General features: G+C 59.0%; 6 protein-coding genes. 4 read left to right on the top strand and 2 right to left on the bottom strand.

All coding sequences use genetic code 11. The features are described from left to right. The first annotated feature begins 343 nt into the window (after positions 1 to 343). The 4 genes from ACQZ40_RS19585 (at position 344) to ACQZ40_RS19570 (ending at position 7,783) form a co-directional block, all read left to right on the top strand. Positions 344 to 1,468 (top strand): glycosyltransferase family 4 protein, encoded by a 1,125-nt coding sequence (locus ACQZ40_RS19585; RefSeq protein ID WP_003519874.1) that lies wholly within the window; start codon positions 344 to 346, stop codon positions 1,466 to 1,468. A 414-nt stretch (positions 1,469 to 1,882) separates the two neighbouring features. Beyond that, positions 1,883 to 3,079, top strand: a complete 1,197-nt coding sequence (locus tag ACQZ40_RS19580) for a polysaccharide biosynthesis/export family protein (protein ID WP_003519875.1) — start codon at positions 1,883 to 1,885, stop codon at positions 3,077 to 3,079. A gap of 289 nt (positions 3,080 to 3,368) precedes the next feature. Continuing rightward, the gene (locus ACQZ40_RS19575; RefSeq protein WP_142844606.1) at positions 3,369 to 4,646 is read left to right on the top strand and encodes an efflux RND transporter periplasmic adaptor subunit; all 1,278 of its coding nucleotides are present in this window, start codon (positions 3,369 to 3,371) and stop codon (positions 4,644 to 4,646) included. Beyond that, positions 4,643 to 7,783, top strand: a complete 3,141-nt coding sequence (locus tag ACQZ40_RS19570; protein ID WP_448748513.1) for an efflux RND transporter permease subunit — start codon at positions 4,643 to 4,645, stop codon at positions 7,781 to 7,783. The genes ACQZ40_RS19575 and ACQZ40_RS19570 overlap by 4 nt, the downstream gene beginning before the upstream one ends. 61 nt (positions 7,784 to 7,844) lie before the next feature. Here the strand turns inward: ACQZ40_RS19570 and ACQZ40_RS19565 are convergent, their stop codons facing one another. Next, positions 7,845 to 8,420, bottom strand: a complete 576-nt coding sequence (locus tag ACQZ40_RS19565) for an invasion associated locus B family protein (RefSeq protein ID WP_448748512.1) — start codon at positions 8,418 to 8,420, stop codon at positions 7,845 to 7,847. Further along, on the bottom strand, positions 8,420 to 12,355 hold the full coding sequence (locus tag ACQZ40_RS19560; protein ID WP_448748511.1) for an autotransporter domain-containing protein: 3,936 nt from the start codon (positions 12,353 to 12,355) through the stop codon (positions 8,420 to 8,422). Before ACQZ40_RS19560 ends, ACQZ40_RS19565 begins: the two co-directional genes overlap by 1 nt. Positions 12,356 to 12,508: the final 153 nt, after the last annotated feature.

Genomic DNA, 12,508 nt, shown 5'->3' with positions numbered 1-12,508 from the left:
TTTAAGGCAATGAAAAAACGGGAGTTTCGCCAAAAATACGGCGCGCGGTGATATCCATCTCTTCCGGCTGGGAGAGAGGGAATGACGACCGTCGTCTAACTGCAAAGGAAGAAAGGGAATTAAGAAGGTTGGATATTTCGCATTTGCGAACAAAGTGCTATTAAAGAGCGGACTAACGCTAGGCCACCACAGACATACCCGCATATTCTTATTAATCGTTACGCCATTTGACGCCGTCAGCCGTATTTTCAAGGGCTGCAGACAGACCTGATATTCTACACCGCCCAACTTCATTCCAGGGCGGAACATAAATTTTTATTACGTTGAAATTATTGAGGAAATTATGAAGACGGCAATCGTGCATGACTGGCTCACCGACAGAGGCGGGGCCGAAAAAGTACTTCACAACCTTCTTGAAATTTATCCTCATGCGGATCTGTACTGCCTTGTCGATTTCATGAGCGAGCGCGACCGGGGGTTTCTCGGCGGCCGTCCCGTCAACACCTCCTTCATCCAGAAGCTGCCTTTCGCCCGGAAAAAATACCGCTCCTATCTACCGCTGATGCCGCTCGCCATCGAGCAGTTCGATCTGAGCGGTTACGATCTGGTGATTTCTTCGAGCTATGCGGTCGCAAAGGGCGTCATCACCGGCCCGGGCCAGTTTCACGTCTCCTATATCCATAGCCCCATCCGCTACGCCTGGGACCTCCAGCACCAGTATCTCAAGGAAACCAGACTGACGCGCGGCTTCACCTCATGGATCGCGCGCGCCATTCTTCACTATATCCGCATGTGGGACATCCGCACCGCCAACGGCGTCGACCTGATGACGGTCAACTCCAAATTCATCCGTAACCGGGTGCGCAAGTGTTATGGCCGCGATTCCACTGTGATCTATCCGCCGGTGGACACGTCCCATCTTTCCCCGTCCGAGCTTAAGGGTGACTATTTCGTCACGGCATCGCGGCTGGTGCCCTACAAGAAGGTTCACCTGATCGTGGAAGCCTTTGCAAAGATGCCCGACAAACGGCTGGTCGTCATCGGCGACGGGCCGGACATGAAACGCATCCGCGAAATCGCCACGCCGAATGTCGAAATTCTCGGTTTCGTCGGCAATGACGAGCTTCACAAATACATGGCCGAGGCCAAGGCCTTTGTTTTTGCGGCAGAAGACGATTTCGGCATCGTGCCCGTCGAATCCCAGGCGCTCGGCACACCGGTCATCGCCTATGGTAAGGGCGGCGTACTGGAAACCGTCGTTCCGCTCGGCGCCTCCAACCATCCGACCGGCCTTTATTTCGGTGAGCAGACACCGGAGGCAATCTGCGCCGCCGTGCAGGAATTCGTCGACAATTCCGACCGCTTCGACAAGAACGCCTGCATCAACAATGCCGCCCGCTTCTCACGCGAGCGTTTCCTGCGTGAATTCGCGGACACGGTGAATTTCGCACTGGCTGAGCGGGCGTGACAGGCACATAAAAACATTTATAAAACAATTGATTAGTCTTCGCGTCAGTCAACGACAAAAGAAACCGTGCAAGCGTGACAAAACTGCACTAGCGCAATGCAGCGATCAAAGAGATTATGGCATCCAACTGAATATTGAAGCGCAACAATACTGACACCATCAGGGGATTCAAACATCGTGCCTCGCCCGGAATTTTTCGGCGCAGTTGAGCGATGATGAACTTGAAGCATTGTCTGAAATTGGGCATATGCCTGATAGGGGACGTAAACATCCCGGGATGCGATTCCGCTGAACGGATGTAATGCCGGTTTGGATTTCCTTTACCGGTGTCATTTATGAAGTGCTTATTTTTAAAAACTTATACGATGTCCGAATTATTTCTGCTTTTCGGACGGCATTCATTTCGAGGACCAAATGCGTTTATTGAATGTTTCGATTCTGCTTGCCTCTGCAGCACTGGCGGGTTGCACGGTTACTGCGGCCTCCGGCCCCGATGCAGCCTCGATCGAATCTAACGCTTCCGTGAAATTCGCGTCCAAGGACAAGCAGAAAACCGCCGGTGTCGACTACGCGCTGCTCGACATCAACAGCTCCGTCCTCAATTACGTCGGCGACACCACAACCACCACCCTGCTCGGCAGTTTCGGCGGCGGCAAGGGCGGTGTTCCGGCGCTGCCGATGGGTGTCGGCGACGTGGTGCAAGTCGCGATCTTTGAAAGCCAGGCCGGCGGCCTGTTCATTCCGAACGACGCGGGCAGCCGTCCCGGAAACTTCATCAGCCTGCCGAACCAGACCGTGGACCGGGAAGGCAATATCAGCGTTCCCTATGCGGGCAAGATTCGCGCCACCGGCCGCAACGTCGAGGATGTGCAGAGCGAAATCGAGGAACGGCTCGCCAACCGCGCCATCGAGCCGCAGGTTCTTATCACCAAGATTTCCAGCCGCTCCGCACAGGCTTCCGTGCTGGGCGATGTCAAGGAACCGACGAAGGTTCAGCTTTCGGAAGCGGGCGATCGGGTTCTCGACGTCATCTCCTATGCAAAGGGCCTCAGCGCCCCGAATATCGAATCCTATGTCACGTTGATCCGTCGCGGCAAGACCGCCCGCGTCAACTACAACCACCTCGTCAGCACGCCGTCCGAAAACATCTATGTGGTTCCGGGCGACACGATCATGGTGGAGCGTGAGCGCCGCACTTATCTTGCTTTCGGCGCTTCGGGCCTCAACGGACGTTTCGAGTTCGAGGATGCCGATCTCAAGCTTTCGGATGCACTCGGCAAAGCGGGCGGACTGCTCGATTCCCGTGCCGACCCGGCTCAGGTCTATGTTTATCGTATCGTCAAGCGCGATCTTCTCGTGAAGCTCGGCATCAATACGTCGAAGTTCCCCGGACAGGACGTTCCGGTCATTTTCCGCGCCAATCTGCGCGATCCGTCGACCTTCTTCGCCGCTACGAAGTTCCCGATGCAGGATCGCGACATCATCTATGTCACCAACTCGCAGGCCACCGAACTTTACAAGTTCCTGGATCTCGTCGGCTCCGTACCGGCAACGACCGGCAATGTCGCCGAGGACGTGCTGGCGACCCGCAACGCCATCCGGGCCTTCTAATCGGCGGCTTCTCGCCGTTCATACCAAAGCCGCCACGGAAACGAGGCGGCTTTTTCTTTGGCCGGAACCAGCGGCGAAGAGAAACATGGTCAAGCATTGACTGGGGCATGAACCGAAACCGTCTGCCTCCTGAAAGGCAAGCGATATAGCGACGGTCATTGTCGCCGCCATTACAAAAGTTTAAGGTGATTTCGCAGCGCATTGGGTGTCTTGTGGGGGAAAGCTGCTCCCAAGGCTTACCGCACATGTTCGGGAAACATGTATCGCTCTCATTACGCGGAATCGTCAGATGAAACGTTTCTGGACCGCTCTCAGCGTTCTTGCCATCGCAGCCGCCGGTGCCTGGTATTTCAAGGATCGCCTGCCGCTCGATCAAGTCCCCTATATCAAGCAATTCGCCAGCGTGTCTCCCAGGGCCGACGCCGAAACGGCGACGCAGTCCTCCCAAAGCAGCCAACCAGCCCGGCAGCAGGGACAAAAACAGGGTGGAGGGCGGCGCAATGGCGGGCCACCCACCGTCAGCACCATCGCCGTCGGCAAGGCGACGTTGCCAATGGATGCAACGGCGACGGGCTGGGCGGTTGCGGCCGACATTACCAATATCGCGCCGCTTCAGGCCGGCCTCGTCATGGAAATCGAGGCGAAGGACGGTCAGCATATCAAGGCGGGCGACCTTATCCTCAAGATGGACGACCGCATCGCCCGCGCCGCTGTCGACAAGGACAAGGCCAATATCGCCGCCGATCAGGCAACGCTGGAGCAGACGGAGGCCGCCTTCCAGCGCGCCGCCAATCTCGTCAAGCAGAGCGCGGAATCCCAGCAGGTGCTGGATCAGGCAAGGGCGGCGCGGGATAGCGCCAGCGCCAAGATCGATGCCGACAAGGCAACGCTTGCCTCTGACCAGGTGACGCTCGAGCACATGGAAATCCGTGCCCCCTTCGATGGGCGGCTCGGTGATATCAGTGTCAGCCCCGGCGCCTATCTCAGCGCCGGCGTCAATATCGTGACGATCACCAAATACGATCCGATTTCGGTCAGTTTCCGGCTCTCCCAGCGCTATCTACCGCAATTGCGAGAAGGCGTGGCGAAAAATACCGCAGTCGATGTCGACCCCGCGGCGACGGGGGGCGAACCGATGAGCGGCGTGCTGCGGTTCTACGACAATACGGTGGACCAGACCTCCGGCACGGTGCTGGCCAAGGCGGAATTCAAGAACGATCGCGGTCTTTTATGGCCAGGCCAGTCCGTCAATGTCACCGCGCACTTCGTTTCGGACGATGAAATGATCGTCGTACCGACGGTTGCCGTGCGGCCGGGACCGAAGGGCAATTTCGTCTATACCGTCGATAGCGAGCATCATGCCCATATGACGCCGGTGGAAGTCGCCCGCTCGAATGGCGATCTTACCGCCATCGCAAGCGGTCTCAATGGCGGCGAGCATGTGATTATCGAGGGTCAATCCGAACTTGCCGACGGCCAGTTCGTGGTCGAGCAATTTTCCGACAAGGGCGGCGCGGCCGGCAATCTGGCCGCCAATATTCCGCAGGAAAAGGTTGGCGGCCAATGATCCCGAATTTCTGCATCAACCGGCCCGTCGCCACCACGCTTCTCGCCATCGGGCTGGTGCTGGCCGGGCTTGCCGGCTTCCGCCTGCTGCCCGTCGCCGCCCTGCCGAAGGTGGATTTCCCAACGATCAACGTTTCCTCGTCGCTTTCCGGCGCTTCGCCGCAAACCATGGCCACATCGGTCACCACACCGCTGGTCAAGCAGTTCGAGACCATTCCCGGCGTCAGCGAAATCAGCGCCACCAATACGCTCGGCAACAGCTCGATCGTGCTGCAGTTCGATCTTAACCGCGATATCGATGCAGCGGCGGCCGATGTGCAGGCCGCGATTTCGCGCGCGCAGCGGCAATTGCCGAGCAACATGACGACAACGCCAAGCTATCGCAAGACCAACCCGGCCGATGCGCCGGTGCTGCTGCTGGCCGTCAACAGCAAGGAAATGCCGACCAGCAAGGTCGATGAAATCGCCGAGAACATCATTTCTCCGCTTCTGTCCACCATATCGGGCGTCGCGCAGGTGAGCATCTATGGCGCGCAGACCTATGCCGTGCGTATCGGCCTCGATCCGGCCCAGCTTCAGGCAAGAGGGCTCGGCGTCGACACCGTCACCACCGCCATCGCCCAGGCGAATAATCAGGTTCCCGTCGGAGCGTTGCAGAATGACAATCAGCGCCTGACGATCGAGGCCGATACCCAGCGCACCAATGCTGCCGCCTTCCGCTCGCTGGTCGTCTCGACGAATAATGGCGCGCCGATCCATCTCGGCGATATCGCCAATGTCACCGACAGCATCGACAACACCAATGCCGGCAGCTGGTTCGACGGCGAACAGGCCATCGTTCTCGCCGTGCAGCGCCAGCCGGACGCCAATACCGTCGACGTGGTGGACGCCATCAAAGCCAAGCTGCCGGCGCTTCACCAGCAATTGCCGCCTTCGGTCAATATCAACGTCATGAATGACGCCTCGACCGCCATCAAGGACGCAATTTCAGACGTTCAGTTCACGCTGTTTCTCACCATCGGGCTGGTGGTTGCGGTCATCTATCTCTTCACCGGGCACCTGACGGCGACCATCATTCCGGGCCTTGCAGTCCCCCTGTCTCTCATCACCGCCTTCGGCATGATGTATGTTCTGGGCTACAGCATCGACAATATCTCGCTGCTCGGCCTGACACTTTCGGTGGGGCTGGTGGTGGACGACGCCATCGTCATGCTGGAAAACATCCTGCGCCTGCATGAAAAAGGCCTGCCCATGCGCGAAGCGGCCCTTCAGGGCGCGGCGGAGGTGAGCAGCACCATTCTCTCCATGTCCGTCTCGCTGGTGGCCGTCTTCATCCCCATCCTGTTGATGGGCGGCGTCATCGGCAGGCTCTTCAACGAGTTCGGCATGGTCGTCACGCTCGCGATCATGGCCTCGGCGCTGGTCTCGCTGACGGTGACGCCTATGCTCGCTTCGCGCCTCTCCGGCCACTCCTCCAGACCACCGGCGATCATCCGCTGGTTCGATGCGGGTTTCGAACGCACGCTGCGCGCCTATGGCCGTGTCGTCGGCTGGTGTCTTTCCCATCGCCGCATCGTTTTGGCATCGTTTCTCGCCTCGGTCGCGGCATCGCTCTATCTCTTCGAAACCCTGCCCTCCAGCTTCTTTCCCCAGGAAGATATTGGCCGTCTTTCGGTTTCGACGCAGGCGCGTGAGGATATTTCCTATACGGCGATGCGCGATCTCCAGGCCCAGGTCGCCGATCAGATCCGCAAGAATCCGGCCGTGGTGCACGTCACCTCCATAGTCGGAGGCAATTCCCGCAATCCGCTGAACAACGGCTCGATGTTCGTGGAGCTGAAGCCTAAGGAAGAGCGCGCGCCGCTCAGCCAGGTGCTGGCGGAACTGGGGCAGGCCACATCGAAAGTGGCGGGCATCCGCACCTATATCAATCCGCAGCAGAGCCTGCGTTTCGGCGGACGCAGCTCCGCCAGCCAGTACCAGCTCGTCGTTCAGGGCCTGAACGCCGACACGACCAATGAATGGTCGAACAAGCTGATGGAAGCGATGCGCCGCGACCACACCTTCACCTCCGTCACCTCCGACGCCCAGAACGGCGCGATCGCCGCGACGATTTCCGTCGACCCGGAAAAGGCGGCTGCCTTCGGCATCACCAATGACCAGTTGCGCAAGACGCTGGAAATGTCCTTTGGCGGTTATACGGCGGCACAGATCCAGTCCACCGGCGACAGTTACGACGTGATTGTGGAATTCGACAGCTCGAAACCGTGGAATGATGATTTCCTCAGCGATATCAATATTCTTTCGGCGAAATCGGGCGTTCTGGTTCCGCTTTCAAACTTCGCCAGCCTAACCCGCACACAAGCGCCCGTTACCATCAACCAGACGGGCCAGCTCGTCTCCACCACCATCTCCTTCAACCTGCCGGATGGCGTGGCGCTTTCCGATGCCACAAGCCGGATCGATCAGATCAAGAGCACGATAGGCCTGCCGCAGGATGTCTTCACCAGCTATGGCGGCACGGCGGCGATCTTCCAGCAGAGCCAGGGCAATACCGGCCTCCTCATTCTGGCGGCGGTGCTGACCATCTATGTCGTTCTCGGCGTGCTTTACGAGAGCTTCATCCATCCGCTGACCATCCTCTCCGGCCTGCCGGCGGCGGCCTTCGGCGCGCTGGTGGCGCTGAAGGTGATGGGCATGGATTTCTCGATCATCGCGCTGATCGGCCTGCTGATGCTGATCGGCATCGTCAAGAAAAATGCGATCATGATGATCGACGTCGCGGTGGAACTGATACGCGAAAAAGCCGAGCCGCCCGCAACCGCCATTCACGAAGCCTGCGTTCGCCGGTTTCGGCCGATCATGATGACAACCTTCTGCGCGCTGCTTGGGGCGCTCCCCATCGCACTCGGCTCGGGCGCAAGTTCGGAACTGCGCCAGCCGCTCGGCGTCGCCGTGGTTGGCGGCCTTATCGTCTCGCAATTGCTGACGCTGTTCATCACCCCCGTTATCTTCGTGGAAATGGACCGGTTCGGCCACTTCCTCACCGGGCTGTTTTCCCGCAAGAAATCAGCCCGGAAGCCCGCCGAGCCGCAAAAGCCGGAGGGCGAAGGCGAACCTGATTCCGTCGCTGCCTAGATCGTTTTTGATTTTACGCCTTGTCCGGACGTAAAAGCGTTCCACTTTTACTGGAAACGCTCTATCGCAGATTTCCGAGGCGCTTCAGCGCCTCGGAAAAACCCGCCGCCTGCAACTGGAACGACACCGTGCGGCCATGCAGATCGGGGGCTTCGATCGTTAATGTCTTTCCCGCCTCAAGCGCCGAGACAAGCTCGACAAAGGGCGTGAAGGACACGATGCAGCCGACGGGCAGGCAGGTGCTAACCTGCACTTCCTGCAGCCGCACAGTTCCGGATTTCACCGAAAACAACTTTGTGACGGCAAGGCCGAAAGGCATGACGATGGTGCCGGACAATTTGTCAGGCATTTTCGGATCATCAATCCGGAATTCGACCGAGACGACAAGCTTGCGGGTTTTCTCCTCAAGCTGCACCTGGGCTATGGCGCAGGCCGGCTTTTCCACCGCCACTGAAGCGTTCGGGTCGGCCTCGTCCTTTTTCGCTGGCGCCGCGCAGGCGAGCTGCCAGCTTCCATAAACCTCGTGCATGAGCCCAGCAACCTTCGCTGCCTCCTGCGCAAGCGCACTCGCTGCAACATTGGCGGAAAGGAAGGCAGCGAGGGCTGTCTTCCCAACCAAGTTTTGACAACGCCTCATCAAAAACGGACTCCCAGTTCGGCAGAGGCGGATTGATCCAGCATGCCTGCTCCGAAAACAGCGCCATAACGGAATGTCAAAGTGGCGGCGGGATTGAGGTCGTAGCGCAGTCCCAGATTGATCAACGCCACATCCTGCGCCATCGCCGCACTTGTAACGGAAAAGCCTTGGCCACCCGTGTAGAACAAGGTGCTCTCAACCGCCGGATCGCCATAGGCATGACGCCAGCCGATATCGAACATCGCCTGCCCAGCCATACCCTCAAATGCGATATCACGGCTGAAACGCGCACCAAGCGTTGAATAAAGCTGGTCATGGCTGGCAGAGCCGGAAGAAACGGCGGCCATGCCGCCCTTTTCGCCGAAGGCATCCGTCTTCGTATTCACATAACTGATACTGGCGTAGGGTTCGAACTGGACGAGATCAAAATCGAAACGCCAGGCTGCCTCGGCAAAGACTTGCGTGGTGGAGGCGTCATAGCCAGCGGCCAGATTTTCCTCCAATGTCGAAAACGACACCGCCCGGCGGGTTTCGACGTCCTGAAATGCGTGAATAGCTCCAAGGCGCAGCGAGGCCGGGCCAATTGCCCCGCCGGCATAGGCAGCCGCATAATAGCTGTCCACATCTGCCGACGCCAAAAAAGACTTCTGGCTGATGACATCACGGCCATAACCGGCAGCAACACCGGCGCGCCAACCGTCACCCCAATCACCATCGAGACCAAAAAAGACGCCGCCACCCTTCATACTGACCGACGAGCCGTTGCCATCGCCATCGATTTGTCCGCGCGACCCGAAACCATTGGACCAGAAAGTGAGGGAGCCTTCATCGATATTCATCGGATCCGATGCCCCCGCCCTTCCGACAGCAGGCAGGATCGGACGCGCATCGATACCCTTGAAGGCGCTGCGCAGCCGGTTGAGAATGACATCACGGGTCAACTGACTGCGATTTATCAATGCCATGGCAAGTGAAGGATGCAGTTCACCGGCAAGCTGTGAGAAGGCTGATTGGGTTTCGCCTGACTGGAGAAACACCGCCGTCTGATAAAGCGGTGAGGCATCCCCGCTCGCCTCAACAGCCCTCGCTGCGCTGCGTGCGTTTTCCGTCAAAGTCGCCGCGGCAAGAAGCCCGGGTTCGGGCGATACACGGTTGAAAGAGAGATAGGCTTTGCTGTTATCGGCGCTTTTTGTGACGCCGACGATCAGGTAGGCGAAATTTTCGTCCACGCTGGAAAATGCGCCGCTAATGCCGCCGGTTGCCGTCAGGATCGCATATGGGGTGCCGAGACTATAGGCCGAAGGGCTCGACAACGGTGTGACGACGAGACTGACATTGTTACCGATGGTAATAGCGCCATTGATATCAAGCCTGTCGGAACTGCCTGATGCGTCGATTTCGACCGCATAGGCCGAGCCGCTGGCGAATGTCACATCGCCCGTGGAGGTGAGCGTGCCGATGGAATTGCCGGGCGAAAGCGTGCCGCCCGATGCGACGGTCACGCCGCCGATGGTGCCGGAACCGCCAAGCACCGCACCGCTGCCGACGGTCACCATGCTTGCGAGTGAGCCGTTGACGCTTAGCTTGCCCGAGGAAACCTCGGTTACGCCCGAATAGGTGCTGTTTCCGGTCAGGACGAGATTGCCGTCTCCCGTTTTTTTAAGGGTGCCGGTGCCGCTGATGCTATTGAATAGCGTGCCCGCGCCATCGATAACGAGCTGCGCATCATTGGCAATGCCGCCGGAGCCGAAACTTCCCGCCGTGCCCCTCAGCGTACCACTCGAAATTGTGGTGCCGCCGGAATAGCTGTTATTGCCCGAAAGTGTTGTGACGCCGGCCTCTGCCACCACCCTGCCCGTCCCCGAAATATCGGCGGTTAGAAGATAGCCGGTCTCGGAATGATTAAAGACGATGCTGCCATTGCCGGCGCCAAAGCTTATGGTCCGCGCATCGACAGCACCGGCCGAACGCGCCGTCTGACCCGCCGCCGCCCCGATGTTCAAAACCCCCGTGGAACCCGCCGACATGGCGATGATGATGGTGGGCGTGGCGATGGATGCGCCGCCTGTCACCTCCAGCGCCCCGGTTCCGGAACCGCCGATGACCATACCCCCGGCCACCGTGGCCCGTGATCCAACGCCGGTTACCAGAACAGTGCCGTCCGCTCCGGTTTTACTGGCAACATAAAGGTTATGTGCATCGAGTGACGCGCCATTCGTCACCGTCAGGCTGCCGGAACCGCCAAAGCCGACATAAATCGCGCCGGAACCGGGCGCAGCGGAAGCGGCTGTAACGGTCGAGCCCGCGCCGGTGACGGTCAGCGTGCCGGAGGAGCCGTCGATATTGCCAAGCACGATATTCGCCGCCCGGATACCGCCGCCAGCACTGACCGTGGCGTTTCCGGTTGCTCCTTTGTCATAGCCGACGAAAAACTCTCCGGTCATCGTCCAGCGGGATCCGTCGCCGGCCACGGCGACGGTCGAATTGGAACCATTTCGCTCCCCAACATATCCATCGTCGCTAAAAACCGCACCTCCAGCCTCGATCGCCGCCGAGCCGTTGCCCGAATGACCGACGGCTAAATCGCTTTTGCTCCGCAAGATGCTTCCATCACCAGCGATGCGGATTGAGCCGGTCGCGCCGGCATTTTCGCCGAGAACGACATATCCGGCATCGACACGGCCACCGCCGGTGACAACCAGGGAGCCCGCGCCGTTCTTGCCTACCACCATGTCATCCTTCACGGACCACAGGGAACGCTCACCATCGACGACGGCCTCACCGGTTGCCCCGGCAGCGGAAGCGAGACGCGCTCTGGCGCTGTCTACGGAACCGCCCGCCGTAATGTTAAGCGTTCCTTTGCCAATCTCCAGATCGTCGGTCGACCAGCTGGAACTATCCCCGGTCACCGTTGCCGAACTGGCCGATTGGAGGCCGATAACGGCGTCGTCGCTTTTGACCTTTCCGGCGGCCTCAACCAGAAGCGTCCCCGCTCCTCCATCGCCGATCTTCAGCCCCCCATCGCTTTGCAATAACGAACCACGACCGCTGACCCTCACTCCACTTCCGCCCGCTGAATCCAGACTGGCGATGACAGTCGTCCGATTGATAACAGTACCGCCGCCCGAAATCGTCAGAGTGCCGACACCGGCTTCGCCGATCACCATCTCGTCCGATGTCACCCAGCGGCTGTCGGCGCCGGAGACAATAGCGACGCCATGGGAGCCCACATCGTCGCCGATGACGCTGTTCACGCTTTTCAGCGTGCTGCCTGCCAAAACCTTGAGGCTGCCTGTGAGGCCGGTCGCAAGCGAAGTCCCGTTGCCGTAACCGACAATAATAGTATTGGAACTGGAGAGGCTGGATGAATTATCAAGCGTGAGGGAGCCGTTTCCTGTCCCGAATCCGCCTATGTGGATGTCGCCCGACGCCGCCCTCGTACCATTCGACAGAACAAGAGTTCCCGTGCCGTTACCACCGATGGAAAGAAGATTGCTGTTACTCCAGGTCGCGCTGGAAAAAGTTGCCGTACCGGAGACCCCATCCGTTAGACCAAGGTAGAACGATTTCGTATCCAGTGAACCACGGACCACAAGCGTACCGTTGCCACCGGCGCCGAGGCCAACCGACAATCCGCCAATGCTTCCGCTGTTGCCGATCGTTATCGCCGGCCCCAAACTATCGACGATGGCGTCATCGTCCGCATTCGGCACGCGCTGCGTTGGCCCCCAATTCGTGGCGGTGAACCAGTCACCTCCATCAGGCCCCGTCCAGCGCAGCGTTTCAGCCACGGCGACATGTGCCGGGACCATTGAAAGCAACAGGACAAGAAGACCCTTTGCGTCGAGAATGAGGACTTTGCGTGGTGGCTCCTGACCTGTCCCCGCTATCGGACGGCTTTCGCCTTCCAGGACATGGCAGAAACAAGCGGACATTCACTCTCCCTTACCCGCACAGACGGCGGCCTTCGATCCGACGAATCACCGTTCGCGCGTAAAGGTAAACTAGGCCGGTTTGGAAGATATTTTCCAGTATGAAGAGCGTAAAATGTCGTTTTTACTGACTGAATAAATATAAACGGAGCGCGA

Source organism: Agrobacterium sp. 16-172Ci (assembly GCF_053522725.1).
This window is presented reverse-complemented; position numbering and strand designations above follow the sequence as displayed.

What these genes read in the sequence shown, in the direction of transcription:
- ACQZ40_RS19580 (WP_003519875.1), top strand. Translation starts at nt 1,883, where the DNA reads ATGCGTTTATTGAATGTTTCGATTCTGCTTGCCTCTGCAGCACTGGCG.
- ACQZ40_RS19585 (WP_003519874.1), top strand. Translation starts at nt 344, where the DNA reads ATGAAGACGGCAATCGTGCATGACTGGCTCACCGACAGAGGCGGGGCC.
- ACQZ40_RS19570 (WP_448748513.1), top strand. Translation starts at nt 4,643, where the DNA reads ATGATCCCGAATTTCTGCATCAACCGGCCCGTCGCCACCACGCTTCTC.
- ACQZ40_RS19565 (WP_448748512.1), bottom strand. Translation starts at nt 8,420, where the DNA reads ATGAGGCGTTGTCAAAACTTGGTTGGGAAGACAGCCCTCGCTGCCTTC.
- ACQZ40_RS19560 (WP_448748511.1), bottom strand. Translation starts at nt 12,355, where the DNA reads ATGTCCGCTTGTTTCTGCCATGTCCTGGAAGGCGAAAGCCGTCCGATA.
- ACQZ40_RS19575 (WP_142844606.1), top strand. Translation starts at nt 3,369, where the DNA reads ATGAAACGTTTCTGGACCGCTCTCAGCGTTCTTGCCATCGCAGCCGCC.